This window comes from Vibrio sp. 1CM7H, from assembly GCF_023161645.1.
Taxonomy (GTDB): Bacteria; Pseudomonadota; Gammaproteobacteria; order Enterobacterales; family Vibrionaceae; genus Vibrio; species Vibrio diabolicus.
This window is the reverse complement of sequence record NZ_JALNTV010000001.1, coordinates 1,217,227-1,234,439: the sequence shown is the minus strand read 5'-3', so window position 1 is coordinate 1,234,439 and position 17,213 is coordinate 1,217,227. Positions and strand designations below refer to the sequence as shown.

Here is a 17,213-nt window from a genome sequence, read left to right as displayed (position 1 = left end):
CAGTTGGGCGCAAAGAAACTGCCTGCAAAGCGATGCAGGGTCGAATGCTTTGTATGGATTAAACTATCGGAGGCCGATACAAATCATGGGTGACTTGTACCACTGGTGCGGTAATTTCTGAGGCAATGGATGCGCGACAAGCCAATGGGAAGAGCTGGCTGACAGGGGCTGGTAACGGGACAAAAACGAATGAGCAAGATGCTGTGCAGCAATTGTGGATCATACCGGAGCCATCAATACAGCTCATGGTCATCTCTACAGAGTTGGAGCTCAACGATGAGGCCATCTCCATGCTCATACTCGGTGAGCCGCAGTGATCGTTCTCGCTTGCCATTTCCGTCATGTGAGCTGACATCATGACATCACTCGACATCATTTTGATACTCATTAAAGGCGCGCTGTTAACCACGCTAGATACCAGTAGTATCAGCGTTGTACATAACGTTAGCCAAATTGTATGCAATGATTTCAGACGCATACGGTTTCCAGTCAAAATGAGCTTATATATCGAGTAACCCTTAAATAATAAAGGTTACCCTAGGGGTAAAGTCAAGGATTATACCGAACCCACTTCGAGATAATGAGTTCTACATCTTAAAGTCAATTGGACATATTAATCGCTAAGAAATATCTCGCTAGTGAGTTTTTTGTCACACGAACTTTCCATGGTAGGGTTTATCCTTATAGAATGTAAGGTTTAGTGTGCCTGCTTCGGGGGTTGTATGATAGAAATTGTCATCGATGGAAAATATAGAATTGTAGAAGAGGGGCTAACCCTTCTGGAAGCAGCCAAAGTGTGTGGGGTCGAAATCCCTTCACTGTGCGGAATGAACAAAAGTAACGAGAAAATTCCGTGTGATTTGTGTGTGGTCGAAGTGGAAAGTGGCGGAACTAAGCGCGCCTGTGATCTCAAAGTGTACCGCGGTCTCAATGTCGTCACACAATCAGAACAACTGAGTGAGCACCGCAGAAAAGCGCTCAACCGAATCATGACGGACCACTACGCCGACTGTGAAGCTCCTTGTAAAACGGCGTGTCCTGCTGGAGTAGACATCCAATCTTATCTCTACCATATCTCGCAAAACGATCATCAAAAAGCGATTGAAGTTATTAAACGCACACTGCCAATGCCGTTGTCGATTGGGCGTGTGTGTCCGGCATTCTGCGAAAGTGAGTGTCGCCGTTCTTTGGTGGATGAGCCGATTGCCATTCGCCAACTCAAACGCCATGCCGCAGACGCAGATTTAGCGGCGCATGAAGTGTATGTCCCAGAGAAAAAACCAGCGAAGCATCGCAAGATCGCCGTTGTTGGTAGTGGCCCCGGTGGCTTAACGGCAGGTTATTACTTGTCGAATGAAGGTTATGACGTCACCGTATTTGAGTCCATGCCAAAAGCAGGCGGTTGGCTACGCTACGGCATTCCTGAATATCGCCTACCCAAAGACATTCTAGACAAAGAAATCGAATTGATGTGCCGCAACGGCATGCAAGTTGAAACCAACAAAAAGCTTGGGGTTGATTTTACGCTGTCTCAATTGAGTGAAGACTACGATGCTGTCTGTTTGGCAGTGGGGGCGTCTCAAGCGGTAGAAATGAATTATTCTGGTAGCGACTTGGACGGTTGTTATCTCGGTGTTGATTACCTGAAAGATTACGTTACAGAACAAAACTACGTTACGGGCAAAAAAGTTGCCGTGATTGGTGGTGGTAACACTGCGATCGACTGTGCGCGTACGGCGCGTCGTGCGGGTGCCGATACCACTTTGATCTATCGTCGAACTCGCGACGAAATGCCGGCCGAAGACTACGAAATCGTCGAAGCTGAACATGAGGGCGTGACGTTCCATTTCTTGACGAATCCGGCGGAAAACATCGCGGATGAAAACGGCCGCGTGAAGGCAATTCGATTAGAGCGAATGGCGTTAGGTGAGCCAGATGCGTCTGGTCGTCGTAGCCCGAAACCAACGGGTGAGTTCTTTACTGAAGCATTTGATACCGTGATTGCAGCGGTATCGCAAAAGCCGGATCTCAGCTTCTTAGAAAACGATGAGCTCTCCATTCCTCTAACGCGTTGGAACACATCTGAATCCGATGCGCAAACCATGCACACGGGTACGGGCAATATCTTCAGTATCGGTGATTTTCGTCGTGGTCCTGCGACAGCGGTTGAAGCAGTGGGTGATGGGCGAGTTGCGGCAAAAGCGATTGATCTGTTCCTCAATGGTGATATGGCGGACATGCCGAAACCTGCGTTCAACTCTCGTAAAGAGAAAAAACTGGCGCAGGTAGACCCACTTCATTTTGAAAACATCCAAAAAGTTGCTCGTTCAATCATGCCGGAGTTGACTCCAGCGCAGCGTGAGCAGAGTTTTGCTGAAGTGGAGCTGGGCTTTGATAACGAAGAGGCCATGAAAGAAGCGGCGCGCTGCTTAGAGTGTGGTTGCCAGGCGAATACTGACTGTGCCTTGCGAGATTACTCAACGGAATATCATGCCGAGCAACATTTCGATGTTTCCGTGGACGTTTCCTCTGCTAGCGTGATTGGTCATCAAGATTGGCTCGATTTACGTGCGAAAGATCTTCGTCATAAATACGAAGTAGACCGCAGTTCTGAGTTCATTGAATTTGATGCTAACCGCTGCATTAGTTGTGGTCAGTGTATTCAAGCATGCCGTGAGCAAGCGGTACATGGTGTGTTGAGTTTTGTGTCGGATAAAAATGGCCGACCAGCTTTACGACCAGATGATCGTCCACGATTCCGCTCCGATGAAAAAGGCGTAGGTTGCAGCGGTTTGACGCTCATGGGCGATTCAAAATGCGTGCAATGTGGGGTGTGTGTTCAGGCATGTCCAACGGGCGCGATGGTGGACAGCCGTGACCGCTCTCAAGGCAGAACCGAACATCTAAAAGCCGTCGATACCATTTGTACCTATTGTGGTGTGGGTTGTAAGTTGACCATGTTTGTCGATGAGCAACAAAACAAAATCCGCTATGTAAAAGGGGCGGATTCGCCGGTTAACCAAGGTATGCTGTGCGTGAAAGGCCGTTTTGGTTTTGATTTCATTAGAAGCGAAGAGCGTTTAACGACACCACTGATTCGTAAAGATGGTTGGTTGCAGCCAGCAAGTTGGGACGAAGCGATTCAGCTAGTGGCTTCGAAGCTTTCGACCATCAAGCAAGATTTTGGTAGCAACGCACTGGCCGGATTCTCTTCAGCGAAAACCACTAACGAAGATAACTACGCGTTTCAAAAATTCATCCGTCGTGAACTTGGTACGAACAACGTTGATCACTGCGCACGTTTGTGTCACGCATCAAGTGTGACAGGGCTTGAAGCATCGTTGGGGAGTGGTGCGATGACCAACGACATTCCAAGCATTAAGCATTCCGATGTGATCTTTATTATCGGTTCTGACACCACATCTGCGCACCCGATCATCGCTTCGCACATCAAACAGGCGATTCGTCATCACGGGGCACGCTTGATTGTGGCAGACCCGAAACGAGTAGACATGGCCGAACATGCAGAGCTGTACTTGGCGCATCGTCCGGGTACGGATGTTATGTTGCTCAATGGCGTGATGCAGCAAATCATCAAAAATGGTTGGTACGATCAAGAATACATCGAAGAGCGCGTAGACGGCTTTGATACCTTGCTTCAAGAGGTGATGTCGCCAGCGTACAACCTTGACAAAGTTGAGTTAGTGACGGGCGTAAAAGCGGACGATATTTTCGCAATGGCGCGAATGATTGGTACGGCAAAACGCACGGCGGTGTATTACTCAATGGGTATTACTCAGCATACAACAGGGCACGATAACGTTCGTTCGATTGCAAACCTGCAATTGTTGTGTGGCAACATCGGTATTGAGGGTGGTGGTATTAACCCACTGCGCGGTCAATCAAACGTACAAGGTGCGTGTGATATGGGGGCTTTGCCGAACTGCTATCCGGGATATCAAAAAGTGTATAACCCGATTGTTCGTCAGAAATTCGCGATTGAGTGGGATGCGCCGAACTTACCTTCTGAGCAAGGGCTTACCCTAACGGAAATCATCGATGCGGCGTGCAAACGAGAAGTTCGCGGGATGTACATCATGGGCGAAAACCCAGTACTGAGCGATCCAAACCAAGCACACGTGATTGAAGGGTTGGAAGCACTCGACTTCTTGGTCGTGCAAGACATCTTCCTCACCGAGACGGCGCAGTACGCCGATGTGGTATTGCCTTCTTGTTCATTTGCGGAAAAATCTGGTCACTTCACCAATACTGAGCGACGCGTCCAGCGCGTTAATGCGGCAGTGAAAGCGCCGGGTGAGGCGAAAGAAGATTGGTGGATCATTCAAGCGATCGCAAACGCGATGGGCAGCGATTGGCATTACCAGTGTGTTTCTGAAATCACTAGCGAGATCGCGCGTGTAACGCCGCAATATGCAGGGTTGCGTTGGGACGCGATCACGCCGAACGGTGTTCAATGGCCAAGTAACAAGAACAATCCAAACGGTACTCGTATTATGCACCAAACCCAATTTACCCGAGGGAAAGGGCAAATGGTGGGCGTGCCGTTCCGTTATGCAGCCGAGTTGCCTGATGAAGAGTATCCTTTGGTGCTTACAACAGGACGTGTGCTAGAACAGTTCCATACCGGTACGATGACACGCAAAACGAAAGGGTTGGATAACCTTGCTGGACCAAGAGCGATGATCAGTGTTGAAGATGCCGAAGTAATTGGTATCCATAATGGTCAGCGCCTAAAAGTGTCGACTCGTCGTGGCAGCATCGAAATTGATGCGTTTGTGACTAAGCGAATGCAAAAAGGCGTCGTGTTTATCCCGTTCCATTTCGTTGAGTCGCCAGTCAACCGCTTGACGACTACGGCAACGGACCCGCATGCGAAAATTCCTGAATTCAAAGTCGCAGCGGTTAAGATTGAAATCAGTGAAACGGCCGCTCAACCAGAGCCTGTCGAGGAGGCGGTACACCACGTCTAACATCAACGCTGCACGCACTGGCGAGTTGAGAAATTGCATTTAAGCTTATGATATGTAATAGCGAAACGAGCAGTGCGTGTGTCGAGCGTTTTTAAGTGGATAATATTGCTTCTACCCGCTCTTATTTGGCTGGTGGTCAGGCAAATTGAACATATTTGGTGGGCGGAGAATCTTACCTCGATTCCCGCCCTCATTGTGTTCACTTACGTTGTTTTAGCCTCGGCGTTTTTTATTGCTCGCCGATGGTTGCAAAGTGCATTTTCTGCCTTTGTCGCTATTTTGTTTGTCTCGTTACTTGTTCCGCCGCAGCGCAGCCATGTGGCGTCTTGCTCGCAGTCTTTGAGCGTCATTCAATTCAATCTTTTTTACGAAAACTCAGACATCAATCAGTTCATCAACTATCTGTTGAAGCATCCTGCTGATTTGGTGGTGATGCAAGAACTGACGCCGCGAGTTGGCAGCCTTTTGCACATGTTGGATGATGTCTATCCGCATTATTATGGTGGCCAACGTGACGTAGGGTACCCTTCAAATTTGATGATTCTTAGCCGACACCCCATCACGGAGGTTTCGGTTTATCGTGCGCCAAATGGACAAGAAGTCATCAGAGCGGTTTGGTTGCCTAAAGATCAAGCACCGATCACTTTGTTTGCGGCTCATCCGCCATCACCAAGAACCAGCGAGCTTTGGCATCAAAGAAATGCGCTGGTGCGAACCATAGAAACTCTGACCGCGCTTTATCCCGAGCCAGAGGTGTTGGTTGTGGGGGATTTCAATCTCTCCTCGGTTAGCCCTCGTTTTTCTGCGCTGTTCCCGAGTTTTCAAACCGCGCCAGTGACGAGCTGGCCAACTAACATCAAAGGCATAAACGTGCCAGAGCCGATGATGATAGGTATTGATCACTTGTGGCTAAAATCTGAGCAAGGACAGCGAATCATTTGCTCTCGTGAATCCTCTGCTTTTCCACAAGGCTCAGATCACCGCATGGTGACAACCCAGATCGGTGTGCATATTCCATAGTTAAAGCCCTCAGAATTTGTTGTGTTGCATAAGTTAAACCTGTGCTGAGCTTGTCATAGAATTGACTCTCTCTGACTGTTCTCTGTTATTTGAGCAAGTTCCATGACCTAAACTTTGCTCGCTTCCTATACTGAACTAACGAAGCAGGATTTTTATAACAACAAGAGGCAGCTTGCATGACAAGAACAACCTCATTTGCACTCGTTTTATTACTGATGTGCGCATACTTTGGTTACAACCGTTATTACGTGTATCCGCAGCAGTTGGAAACACAGGCCAAATCCATGTTGATACAAATGGCAAATCGCGAAGAGTGGATGGATGTGTTTGAGATGATGAATCGCGTAGAGGCGCACAAAGGGCATTTAGAACTCGTGGCCGATGTTACGTCTTCTGATGGCAAACGTGCTTACAGTGAAGGCTTTATTACCTATACCGATCGTGAAGGTGTCGTCTGTAAACAGGTGGTGTTTAACTTTAAAATCAACTCTTTGAAAAACTACAGTATTTCAGACTTACGAGACTGCTCGTACGGCGAATATTATTAAGGTGAGTTGCTTAGTTAAGTCCGGTAAAACTAAATTTGAATATCCAAACAAAAATAGCCTCATTGTCGAGGCTATTTTTGTTTCTGCGAAAGAGAAAAATTGGCAATTTTAATCGAGCGATTTCTTAAACCTCAGTGACGCAACGACCAATCCAAATACGGTAAACCCGAGCAACCAAAGGGTATCTCGCCATAAGTCCATCAGATCCGCTCCTCGCAACACTATGCCTCGAATCATGCGCATAAAGTGAGTGGCGGGCAGGGCTTCTGAAATCCACTGTGCTGCGACTGGCATGCCCTCGTAAGGGAACATAAATCCAGACAGTAGAATCGAAGGCAGAAGAATGAACACTGTCATTTGCATCGCTTGAAGCTGTGTTGTGGCGATGGTGGATATGACCAATCCTAAAGTTAAGCTGGCGGCGATAAACAACAAGGTTCCAAACAGAATTTGGCTGATTGCACCGTTAATTGGTACGCCGAAAATCCAATGTCCCAACCCTAGAATGATGAAAACCTGAATTAAGCCGACAAAGATATACGGCACGATTTTCGCCACCATTAGCTCTATCGAGTGGATGGGCGTGGTGATCAATAGCTCCAAATTTCCCCGTTCACGTTCTCGTACAATCGCGGCACTGGTGAACAAAATCATCGTCATGGTGAGAATCACACCGAGTAAGCCGGGTACGATATTGACCGCAGAACGTCGACTTGGGTTGTAGTAGAGTGCGACTTCGAATGTTTTGCTTGGCGCTGGGCGAATCTCGAAATCAAAATCGGTCAATGGCATGGTTTGCAACGACAATATTGCCGAGCTGATCATGGTATCTGACCCATCCACAATCCATTGCCCAAGCTCTCGACCTTGCATCATGCGTTGTGTGAGATCGCTTGGTAAAATCAGCACGGCGCGCACAATACCATCTTGAATCGCTTGTTCAGCCTCTTGCGCGGTGGCATAGGTTTCTTTGATATCCACCACTTGAGTGACTTTTACGGACTGGGTAATGATCCGCCCAGCGGTGCTGCCACTTTGGTCGACAACACCTACCGGAATGTTGCGAATGTCCGTATTGATTGCGAAGCCAAACAGCAAAAGCTGGATAAGCGGGATCATCACCACCATGCCAAACGTGATTCGGTCACGGGAAAGTTGGCGAATCTCTTTGATCATGACGGCTTTCATGCGGGCGATAGGTTTCATCATTGGCGGCCTTTCCCTGTCACGCTGACAAAAACATCTTCTAAGCTTGGGCGAGCGTGGTTCATTTCAGCGTTTTGAAGTTCAGGAAACGTCTGCTTTAACCATTCAATCGGCTGCTCGACATGCTGGTGGATAAGGATGCGTAAACGAATCCCCAACTGCGCCGCAGAGCGAACTTCGTCACGTTGAATCAGCTTTTCTTTGAGTTCACGAAGTTTGTCGGCTTTCACCTCGATGATATTAACGCCCATCTGTTCCATTAACTGTTCGGGTTCGCCATCGGCACGAATTTCGCCCGATTCCATGATCGCCAGACGGTGGCAGCGTTCCGCTTCGTCCATGTAATGCGTGGTAACCAAAATCGTCGTACCTTGATCGCACAAGTCGAACAACTGCTCCCAAAAATCGCGTCGATTTTCGGGGTCAACAGCGGATGTTGGCTCATCCAAAAATAGCAGTTCGGGTTTGTGCATGGTCGCCGCGGCGAGTGAAAGGCGCTGCTTTTGACCGCCACTCATGCCGCTTACGCGCTGTTTGCGCAATTGATCCAACCCGTAAGTGGTGAGCTGCTCTTCTATCCGCTCTTTCAGCGACTTGCTGCTTAAACCAAAAATTTGCCCAATAAATTCAAGGTTCTCTTGAACGGATAGGTCGTCGTACAACGAGAACTTTTGTGTCATGTAGCCAATTTTGAGCCGCAGTTGTTCGGATTGTTTTGGGATTTCTAACCCAAGCACATCCACACTGCCTTCGCTTGGGCTGAGAAGGCCGGTGAGCACACGAATGGTGGTCGACTTACCGCAACCATTTGGCCCCAAAAATCCGTAAATGCTGCCTTTGGGCACGTTGAGAGTGATGTTATTGATAGCAGTAAAGTCGCCGAACTGTTTGACCACATTTTGAGCTTGAATTGCATACTCGGTCATTGACTTACTCCACCAAATCTACTTGGGCAGGCACACCGGACGGCAACGTTTTGGCAGTCTCAGGTAAATCAACTTCTGCTAGATACATCAATCGTGAACGTTCTTCTTCGGTTAGTGCGAAGTAGGGCGTGAATGAAGGCTCACTAGCCACCCAACGAACGGTGCCTTGTAATGGATTCTCAAGGCCATCGACATTTACCGTCACGGTTTTCCCAGGAATAAACCCGATTCGATAATCGGCAGGAACATACACTCGCGCATACGGCACGCGGTTGGCTTGAATCACGGCAACCACACCGTTCACTGGTACGCGTTCGCCAAGATTGTAAGGCAAATTATCGAGCGTACCGTCACGCGTAGCCGTGATGGTGAGTTCTGCCAGTTTTTGCTCTTGCAACGCCACTTCGGCTTTTGCCGCCATTAAAGCGGCTTTAGCTTGTTCGATGTCTTCTAGGCGAGAACCTGCGGTGAGCTTACTGAACTCTTCTTTTGCTGAGTCTAATTCCGCTCTCGCCGAGTCCCTTGCCGCAAGAGCGGAATCTTTTTCGGATTGGCTGATGAGCTTTTTACGCACCAGTTCGGCTTTGCGTTGATAGTTTTTCTGCGCTTCGGTGAGCTGCGCTTCCGCTCGGGCTACGCGTGCCGATGCGGCAGCAATGTCTTCTGGGCGTTCACCATTGGTCAATTTAAGCAAATACGCTCCCGCTTTGGCTTGTTCGGCAACGGCGTGCGCAAGAACGGCTTGTTGATTCTTGGTATCGAGCTGAACCAACACTTCCCCTTCACTGACCAAGCTGCCTTCTTTGACAGGAAGGGCTCTAATTATCTCATTAGATGTGGCGGTAAACGTTACGCGGTCACGTTCTAAGGTGCCAAGCGCTTGGTGCGTGTTATCTTTCGAACAGGCGCTTAAAAGGGCAATAATCAATGTGCCAAAAATGATTCGCTTCATAGTGCGGTGCTTCCTTTGAAGAAGTAATGCATGAATAGATAACTTGCGAACGGGAGCGTGTTGATTGAGCCCGCCAACCCGTCGCTAACCGCCATCCATAACGATTTCTTTTTAGAGCTTAGCATTTTATCTACAAGCGATTCTTTTTAAATAGAGAGGCTTAGCGTTGGAAGAGGGCTATGAAGGCCTCAATTTAAAGAACCTTGACCAAGCTCCGGTTTTATCGGCAAATGACATTAAAAAAGCCCAGCGATGAGCGCTGGGCTTGAATAGATAAGAATGACGTGAGTGACTATGCAGTTTTGAACTGACCGACGATCTCTTGTAGACCTACCGCCAGCTCACTTAAATCGCGACATGCAATTGCTGTTTGGCGTGAACCTGTCGCCACTTCACTAGAGAACTGGTTGATGTGTTCCACGTTACGATGCAGCTCTTCTGTTACCGAGCTTTGCTCGCTGCAAGCACTCGCAATTTGAATGCTCATTTCAGCAATGTTATCTGCGCCTTTTTCGATTTGGTCGATGGTTGCACCGGCTTTTTGTGCTTGCTCAACGCACTCTTGAATCAAATCGCTGCTGTTATTTGTTGCTGAAACGGCACTCTTCGAACAATTTTGCAGTTTAGAGATGATCGTGATGATCTCTTCGGTTGAAGCTTGAGTGCGGCTTGCTAGCGTTCTCACTTCATCCGCTACGACGGCAAAACCACGGCCTTGTTCACCAGCGCGCGCAGCTTCAATGGCAGCGTTAAGCGCAAGCAAGTTGGTTTGTTCCGCGATGTCTTGGATAACGTCAACCACAACACTAATGTTAGACGCATCTTGTTCCAGTTCTGTCACCATGTTGCCAACTGATTGAATCGCCAATGACGCTTCGTGGATTTGGTTAATACATTCTTGAACGACGCTGCGGCCTTCTTTCGCATCGTGAGAAGCACTGTTTGCAGTTTCTGACGCGGCTTCGGTGTTGCTGGCGACTTCATTTACTGTCGCTTGCATCTCGTTCATTGCTGTTGCGATAAGGTTTAGCTGAACTTGTTGTTCATCCATGCCTGTTGAAGTCTGTTCGGAAATCGCGCTCACTTCTTCAATTGCGGTGCCTACTTGAGCTGTGGTTGACGAGATACTGTCGACCAAAGTAAGCAACTTCGCTTGCATATCAACGCAGGCATCTGCCAAGGTGCCAAGCTCATCATGGCCAATTTTGTTACGTGGAAGCTGGTAAGTTAGGTCGCCTGACGCGATTTTCGACGCCATGTTTACCACGTAATTTAGTGGTGTGCAGATCTGTTTGGTTAGGAATAGGCCTAGCGTAAAACTCAATGCCAATAGCGCGACGATAGCAATAATGCTGTAGGTGATTGCGCTGCGCACTGCTTCATGAGCGCTAGCAATATCTTCTTGTACGTAGGTTTGGTTTAGTTCCACTAAATCACGAATCGCATCGGATAATTGTGTGAATGTAGAAAATCCGTTTAACAATGTTTCATTTGCTTCGTCGATTTTATTATTCAATAGCAATTTCGCGTATTCATTGTTAAACGCACTGTATTTAACCCAGGCACTTTTTACTTTATTGAAAGCGTCTCGGTCGCGTTGATCCCACAGTCCTTTCTCATATTGGTCTAGATATTTATCAATTTTCTGTTCAGATTTTTCTAATCCGCCCACCCATTCCATGAATTGAGGGTGATTCACATTGGTTAATAAAGAGAACTCATCCTTTCTTAAAATTCCGAGTTCAATTTCGGTATTTTTTACGAGCAATACGCTAGGTACGGTGGTTTCAGAAAATACGGTAAGCTTTCCTTCTATCATCTTGATTTCAGATGTAAAGAAAACGGAGAGAGCGATAACAGATAACGAAATGATCAAAATCAGCGCACTGATTTTATACTTGATACTTAAATTAGAAAGTTTCATAGACTCACTGATAATGGGGGTTTGAAAGGCTCGGAGTCTATTACTGAGATTTGAAATATAGTGTGATTAATGTCTCAAATAAATTTATCGTGAATAAAATTAAGTCGTAATCTAAATGTTCATAATTAAAATAAATCCTTGTTATTTATAAAATTAATTATATTTTATAAATAAATGGAAATTAATAATGTGTTTCAATTTGGTGTTTATAGGAAAATTAACTGTTACATGATTATTATTTATTTTATCCCGATTTTTGTTTCTTATTATAGCGTTTGCTAATGAAACTTAGATCTTGAACATAAAATACATTCTTCGTCTTTAATATAACACTTGAAAGTAACCGTAAGTCGAGGCTTTCATACTCAAGGCTGACATACTGTTTAAAACGCTAAACCACTTTAACTGCAAACGGCGATGTCGTTGCGGTTTTAAATGAGCAATTGCTTCACATTTTAAGTGGCTGATTCGTAAAATGGATTGCGGTCTGCCATGACAATAGGCAAGGTGTTGAATAATACGAATCACTCATATAAGGTCATCCATGACAACAACTGGTCACGTGCATTTTTATATTGGCACTTACACCAACCCACCGAGTACGAGCACGGGCATTGCGCGTCTATCGTTGAACACTGAAACGGGTGAACTGACTCGGCTTGACGATGTTGTAGTTCAACGTAATCCGTCCTATCTCACGACTACCGAACACGGGCTGTATACGTTTAGCGAAATGGATAGAAATGAAGGTGCAGAGCTTGCGTTTTTTCGCGGTAGTGAATCCGTCTCTTTGCCGATTAATGGCGATTATCCGTGTCATTTGGATATCAAAGAACCTTTGTTGGCGGTTGCTAATTATGGCTCTGGAAATGTTAGCGTATTTCAATTGGATCGCGATGGTAAACCGCTTGGTTTATTGGCGGATTTATACGTTGATGGATGCGGGCCGAATTTAGAGCGCCAAACTTCTCCTCACGCTCATCAAGTCACGTTTTTAAAGCACAGTCATCAATTGGTTGTCGTAGACTTAGGCAGCGATAGCGTCCTTATTTATGATTACGATGCCCAGCCGCCGGATTTTTCACTGTCGCAAGTGATTCATTTGCCCGCAGGTTCGGGAGCGCGCCATGTGGTGTTTAACCAACAAGAGTCGACAGCGTATGTGGTTTGCGAACTGTCAGAAACCTTGATTGTTCTGGTTAAGCACCAAGATAAATGGCTTATCTCGAATCAAACAGAATTATTAGAAGGGGAAGATAATCAGCAAGCGGCGGCGGCGATTCGTCTTTCGCAAGATGAAACGTTTTTGTATGTCTCTTGCCGAGCTCAGAACAAAATCAGTGTGTTTGATGTGTCTGGTGATACGCCCAAAAGGCGAGCAGCCATTCACTGTGAAGGGGCTTTTCCACGAGATTTTGTGTTGTCTCATGATCAAAAGTGGTTGCTGGTTGCCAATCAACATTCCAACAATGTGGTGAGCTTTCGTCGCAATCCTCAAACAGGTGAAATTACCCCAACGGGTTATGACTGTGAGATAGGCTCTCCAGTGTGTATTGTCGAACAACCTTTGTAACGATTAACGCTGAAACAACAGGAAATAGAAAAGCCTAGCGGGCGGCTAGGCTTTCAGAATAAAAACAGTTAACGCCAATCTTCAACGTACAGTTAGACGTAAATTTTGCCTTTCATATACAACACACCATCACCAGATACTTTGACGCAATTTTCTTTGACTTCGCAGTACAGAACGCCACCACGCGCTGATGCTTGATACGCCACTAAAGATGCTTTGCCGAGCTCTTGCGCCCAATAAGGTGCTAAGCCTGCGTGGATTGATCCTGTGACAGGGTCTTCATCTCCGCCGTTCGCTGGCCAAAAGTAGCGAGATACAAAGTCGTATTGACTGCCTTTTGATGTGACGACGACATCGTAAGGGGCGAGTTGTTTCAGTTGGTCGGATCGATATTGAACATCGAAAACGGTTTGCTCATCTTCCACGATGACGAAGTAAGCTTGCGGGCTAAGCAGTACGTGTGTGACCTCGCAGTTTAATCCCTCAATTAATTGCGTAGGAATGGCGTCGACGGGCTGTGGCACTCTTGTCGGAAATGTCATTTCAATCTTGCCAAGTGCGTTCTTAATTACGGTTAAGGTGCCCACTTTTAATGTGTGAAACTCAATACTTCCTGTAACGCCGAGTTGGTCGAACAACACCATGGAAGCAGCGAGCGTTGCGTGTCCACAAAAGTCGATTTCTGTAAGTGGCGAAAACCAGCGTACTTCATATTGATTCGTACCAATCGCTTTAACAAACGCGGTTTCAGAGAGGTTGTTTTCCGCTGCAATGTTTTGCATTCGCTCTGGTTCTAACCATTCTTGCAAGGGTACGACTGCGGCTGAGTTGCCTTTAAATTGCGTGTCTGTAAATGCGTCAACGACGTAGATATCCAGTTCCATTTTGTCTTCCTTGTTCTCTGAGCGGTTGGTTAGCATAAACCAGATGCAACTCAGAGAATAAGAAATTTATGTTTGAATCTTAAAGTATCAAAATAGACGATGGTTTTATATTTTGTGATACTTATTGATGTATCTTGGCTTGGGTTGATGAATAGACTTGAATTGAACTCATTGAAAGGAATAAACACATGAAAGCGATTCACAAGTCTGTTTTGGCCCTTAGCGTTTTGGTTATCGGCTCTGCCCATGCTTTTGAACTAACGAGCAAAGATATTCAAGAAGGTCATCCAATGGCTAAGACATTTGAATATTCAGGTTGGGGATGTGATGGTGCGAACCAGTCTCCACAACTGATGTGGAAAGACGTTCCAAAGGGTACAAAAAGTTTTGCGATTACCGCGTACGATCCTGATGCACCAACAGGCAGTGGTTTTTGGCATTGGATAGCGTTTGATATTCCAGCCTCAGTTAACGAGCTGCCTCGTGGCGTTGATATCAGCAAGCTCGGCGGTAAGGAGTCTCGTATCGATTACGGTACTACTGGTTTTGGCGGCGCATGTCCGCCAGAAAAAGATGGTATGCACCGCTACCAGTTTACAGTTTGGGCGCTGCCGAGTGATAAGTTGAACTTGGATGAGAACACGCCAGCGGCGGTTGTGGGATTTACGTTGAATAGTGTCGCATTGGACAACGCGAAGTTAACCGCGACTTACACGCGATAATTAAATGCTTAAGGGGAGAAGATGGGGCATCAATATCAAGTGACGCTGTTTCGTGCGGAGCAGCAGCAAAAGCTGCGTAACGTCAGGATTCACTCCCCGAGTATTATCCAGATCATTAAAGGGAGTAAGCGTCTGTTTTGGAAAGACGAAGCGTTTGATATTCTTCATCCTAACATCATGCTTTGTGAAGCAAACGCTTCGCTGAATTTTGAAAACCTTCCTCAGCAAGGGCGTTTTCTCTCACGAATGTTCAGTTTTCACTGTGTACCTAGCGATGAAATGTTAGAGCTGAGTGTGAGTAATGCATTGGGAAATTACGTCCCAGCGGTGGAGACAGACAAAGCACTGCAAGCGACATTAAATGCCTTGTTTTCTTTTGAACGGGAAAGTTTAAGTGAAGCGACGCAACGTTATTGGATGATGGGGTTGTATCAGCAGTTAGCAGAGCGAGGACTATTGCATCGGCTTTTCTCGAGTTCCAATACCTCGTTCAGTCAGAAACTCAGCCGCTATCTGTCACGCTCTCCGGGCGATGACCACCCTTTGGAATTTGTTGCTGAGCGCTTTGCTATGAGCCGAGCAACGTTGATACGCAAACTCAAGCAAGAGGGCACTCAGTATCGCGAAGTGCTGGCAGAAGTGCGCTTAAATCACGCACTCTACCTGATGCAAAATGGTTCATACAACGTTGCGTTACTCGCGCAGTTGTGTGGCTATCAATCGGAAGGCCGTTTTAGCCAACGATTTAAAGGCAAGTTTGGTTTAACGCCCAGTGAGTACATAAAAACTGTCGTCAGTTAGTACTTAATATTGCTGTTTGGCTCGATCTTTTATGTTTCCAATTTTAGCTTTTGTATTTGGTTTTCATCCGCAGTGCGACGTTAACCAAAGCAATCAGAACCGGAACCTCGATCAACGGGCCAATTACGCCAGCGAATGCTTGATCGGAATTTAGACCAAATACAGCAATGGAAACCGCAATTGCCAACTCAAAGTTGTTACCCGTTGCCGTAAATGCGATGGAGGCATTTTTATCGTAAGGAATGCCCATTCTCTTCCCGATAAAGAAGCTGGCAAAAAACATCAATACGAAGTAGATCGCTAGTGGGATTGCCACGCGGAACACATCCATTGGTAGCTGTAAAATCATCTCTCCTTTGAGGCTGAACATCAGCACGATGGTGGCGAGCAAAGCGATCAAAGTAATGGGTGAAATTCGAGGAATAAACACATCGTTGTACCACTTCTCACCCTTTGCAGCGACTAACCATTTACGACTGAGAAAACCAGCGAGGAACGGAATGCCTAAGTAAATCAATACGCTTTCCGCAATGTCTCCCATGGAAATATCAACCACAAAACCTTCATAGCCAAAGAACGGTGGAAGTACGGTGATGAATAGCCAAGCCATAACGCTGTAAGTCAGAATTTGAAATGCGCTATTTAATGCCACCAAGGCCGCGCCATATTCTTTGTTGCCGCCGCCAATATCATTCCACACTAAAACCATAGCGATGCAGCGTGCAAGGCCAATCAAAATAATACCGACCATGTAACCTGGATGATCACCAAGAAAGGTTAAAGCAAGAACGAACATGAGGATTGGGCCGATGATCCAGTTCATAACCAGAGACAGCGTGATGGCCTTTTTATCTCTCGTTACCGTTCCTAATAGACCGTAGTTCACCTTGGCGAGTGGTGGGTACATCATCAAAATCAAACCAATGGCGAGTGGTACGTTCGTACTACCAACGGACATTGCTTCGTTCCATTCTGCTACTTGCGGGTAGGCTGCGCCTATCCCCACGCCGATGGCCATTGCGACAAAGATCCAAACCGTTAAGTAGCGGTCAAGAAAGCTCATTTTTTCGCTGGCACTATTTAAAACTTCAGTCGTCATAGTGGTCTCTATTCGTTTATCGTCGAAAGGCGATGCATAAGGTTATAGTTTATCTTTGCGCGCATGGAAAGCGCGCAATGTGTCTTAGCTAAATAAACCGGAAAATTGAGCGTTAAACGCGTTCAGTTTTTCACGTTGAATGCGGTAACAAACCTTTGGCGGGTTAGGTTCTGCACTGATAAACCCGGCCTGTTTTAGAATACGTAAGTGTTCTGATACGGTCGATTGCGCTAAACCTAACTCAGAGACTAAATCGCTATTTAAGCAGCCGCCCATAGTGTCTAAAGTGTGAAGAATATGCAGAATGCGTAAGCGAGCAGGATGAGACAGCGCTTTCGCTTGAGCGGCGAGTGCTTGCTCTTTATCGAGTTGTTTTTGCGTGGCTTCAAAAGCAATTTCGCACGTTTCGCTGCATTTGTTGCTCATGAGCAAACCTTTATAGTTAATCGTCGAATTGCGATTAAGTGTACGTGTGCTTTTTCTAAGGCGCAACTGTTGGCAGTAAAAAAGCAGAACTTAAAGATACGACGAATTGGGGGTGTGGTATCAGGAGCTAAGTTCTGCTTG

General features: G+C 46.5%; 14 protein-coding genes. 6 read left to right on the top strand and 8 right to left on the bottom strand.

The window, feature by feature from the left end; genetic code table 11:
• Window positions 1-58 precede the first annotated feature (58 nt).
• On the bottom strand, window positions 59-478 hold the full coding sequence (locus tag MSG33_RS05390) for a hypothetical protein (protein ID WP_248380155.1): 420 nt from the start codon (window positions 476-478) through the stop codon (window positions 59-61).
• A 244-nt stretch (window positions 479-722) separates the two neighbouring features.
• On the opposite strand from MSG33_RS05390, the gene fdhF reads away from it, so the two are divergent.
• From fdhF to MSG33_RS05375, 3 genes are all read left to right on the top strand, one after another.
• Entirely contained in the window at window positions 723-4,991 is a 4,269-nt protein-coding gene (gene fdhF / locus MSG33_RS05385) for a formate dehydrogenase subunit alpha (protein WP_248380153.1), read from the top strand.
• A 105-nt stretch (window positions 4,992-5,096) separates the two neighbouring features.
• Window positions 5,097-6,011: an endonuclease/exonuclease/phosphatase family protein gene (locus tag MSG33_RS05380; RefSeq protein WP_248380151.1), complete on the top strand. Its 915-nt coding sequence runs from the start codon at window positions 5,097-5,099 to the stop codon at window positions 6,009-6,011.
• Between the two features lie 176 nt (window positions 6,012-6,187).
• Window positions 6,188-6,559, top strand: a complete 372-nt coding sequence (locus MSG33_RS05375; RefSeq protein ID WP_005391248.1) for a hypothetical protein — start codon at window positions 6,188-6,190, stop codon at window positions 6,557-6,559.
• A 108-nt stretch (window positions 6,560-6,667) separates the two neighbouring features.
• Here MSG33_RS05375 and MSG33_RS05370 read toward each other — a convergent pair whose 3' ends face one another.
• The 4 genes from MSG33_RS05370 to MSG33_RS05355 all read right to left on the bottom strand — a co-directional run bounded on the left by MSG33_RS05370 (window position 6,668) and on the right by MSG33_RS05355 (window position 11,567).
• Entirely contained in the window at window positions 6,668-7,765 is a 1,098-nt protein-coding gene (locus MSG33_RS05370; RefSeq protein WP_005498311.1) for an ABC transporter permease, read from the bottom strand.
• A complete protein-coding gene (locus tag MSG33_RS05365) occupies window positions 7,765-8,691 on the bottom strand; it encodes an ABC transporter ATP-binding protein (protein WP_248380149.1) in 927 nt (308 codons plus the stop codon). Before MSG33_RS05365 ends, MSG33_RS05370 begins: the two co-directional genes overlap by 1 nt.
• 4 nt (window positions 8,692-8,695) lie before the next feature.
• Window positions 8,696-9,643: an HlyD family efflux transporter periplasmic adaptor subunit gene (locus MSG33_RS05360; RefSeq protein WP_248380147.1), complete on the bottom strand. Its 948-nt coding sequence runs from the start codon at window positions 9,641-9,643 to the stop codon at window positions 8,696-8,698.
• 292 nt (window positions 9,644-9,935) lie between these two features.
• Entirely contained in the window at window positions 9,936-11,567 is a 1,632-nt protein-coding gene (locus tag MSG33_RS05355) for a methyl-accepting chemotaxis protein (protein WP_248380145.1), read from the bottom strand.
• Between the two features lie 544 nt (window positions 11,568-12,111).
• On the opposite strand from MSG33_RS05355, the gene MSG33_RS05350 reads away from it, so the two are divergent.
• Complete coding sequence (locus MSG33_RS05350) at window positions 12,112-13,140, top strand: lactonase family protein (protein WP_248380143.1); 1,029 nt, start codon at window positions 12,112-12,114, stop codon at window positions 13,138-13,140.
• 92 nt (window positions 13,141-13,232) lie between these two features.
• Here MSG33_RS05350 and MSG33_RS05345 read toward each other — a convergent pair whose 3' ends face one another.
• Window positions 13,233-14,024 (bottom strand): PhzF family phenazine biosynthesis protein, encoded by a 792-nt coding sequence (locus MSG33_RS05345; protein ID WP_248380141.1) that lies wholly within the window; start codon window positions 14,022-14,024, stop codon window positions 13,233-13,235.
• 188 nt (window positions 14,025-14,212) lie between these two features.
• Here MSG33_RS05345 and MSG33_RS05340 point away from each other — a divergent pair, with 188 nt between their 5' ends.
• Window positions 14,213-14,746 carry a YbhB/YbcL family Raf kinase inhibitor-like protein gene (locus MSG33_RS05340; RefSeq protein ID WP_005391235.1) on the top strand — a complete coding sequence of 178 codons (534 nt, stop codon included), beginning with the start codon at window positions 14,213-14,215 and terminating at the stop codon, window positions 14,744-14,746.
• A 21-nt stretch (window positions 14,747-14,767) separates the two neighbouring features.
• The gene (locus MSG33_RS05335) at window positions 14,768-15,547 is read left to right on the top strand and encodes an AraC family transcriptional regulator (RefSeq protein WP_248380139.1); all 780 of its coding nucleotides are present in this window, start codon (window positions 14,768-14,770) and stop codon (window positions 15,545-15,547) included.
• A gap of 43 nt (window positions 15,548-15,590) precedes the next feature.
• Here MSG33_RS05335 and arsB read toward each other — a convergent pair whose 3' ends face one another.
• Window positions 15,591-16,646, bottom strand: a complete 1,056-nt coding sequence (gene arsB, locus MSG33_RS05330) for an ACR3 family arsenite efflux transporter (RefSeq protein WP_248380137.1) — start codon at window positions 16,644-16,646, stop codon at window positions 15,591-15,593.
• Window positions 16,647-16,730: 84 nt separating this feature from the next.
• Complete coding sequence (locus MSG33_RS05325; protein WP_005391232.1) at window positions 16,731-17,072, bottom strand: winged helix-turn-helix domain-containing protein; 342 nt, start codon at window positions 17,070-17,072, stop codon at window positions 16,731-16,733.
• Between the last annotated feature and the right edge of the window lie 141 nt (window positions 17,073-17,213).

Coding starts and splice junctions, on each gene's coding strand:
- MSG33_RS05390 (WP_248380155.1), bottom strand. CDS start 478: ATGCGTCTGAAATCATTGCATACAATTTGGCTAACGTTATGTACAACG.
- fdhF (WP_248380153.1), top strand. CDS start 723: ATGATAGAAATTGTCATCGATGGAAAATATAGAATTGTAGAAGAGGGG.
- MSG33_RS05375 (WP_005391248.1), top strand. CDS start 6,188: ATGACAAGAACAACCTCATTTGCACTCGTTTTATTACTGATGTGCGCA.
- MSG33_RS05370 (WP_005498311.1), bottom strand. CDS start 7,765: ATGAAACCTATCGCCCGCATGAAAGCCGTCATGATCAAAGAGATTCGC.
- MSG33_RS05365 (WP_248380149.1), bottom strand. CDS start 8,691: ATGACCGAGTATGCAATTCAAGCTCAAAATGTGGTCAAACAGTTCGGC.
- MSG33_RS05360 (WP_248380147.1), bottom strand. CDS start 9,643: ATGAAGCGAATCATTTTTGGCACATTGATTATTGCCCTTTTAAGCGCC.
- MSG33_RS05355 (WP_248380145.1), bottom strand. CDS start 11,567: ATGAAACTTTCTAATTTAAGTATCAAGTATAAAATCAGTGCGCTGATT.
- MSG33_RS05350 (WP_248380143.1), top strand. CDS start 12,112: ATGACAACAACTGGTCACGTGCATTTTTATATTGGCACTTACACCAAC.
- MSG33_RS05345 (WP_248380141.1), bottom strand. CDS start 14,024: ATGGAACTGGATATCTACGTCGTTGACGCATTTACAGACACGCAATTT.
- MSG33_RS05340 (WP_005391235.1), top strand. CDS start 14,213: ATGAAAGCGATTCACAAGTCTGTTTTGGCCCTTAGCGTTTTGGTTATC.
- MSG33_RS05335 (WP_248380139.1), top strand. CDS start 14,768: ATGGGGCATCAATATCAAGTGACGCTGTTTCGTGCGGAGCAGCAGCAA.
- arsB (WP_248380137.1), bottom strand. CDS start 16,646: ATGACGACTGAAGTTTTAAATAGTGCCAGCGAAAAAATGAGCTTTCTT.
- MSG33_RS05325 (WP_005391232.1), bottom strand. CDS start 17,072: ATGAGCAACAAATGCAGCGAAACGTGCGAAATTGCTTTTGAAGCCACG.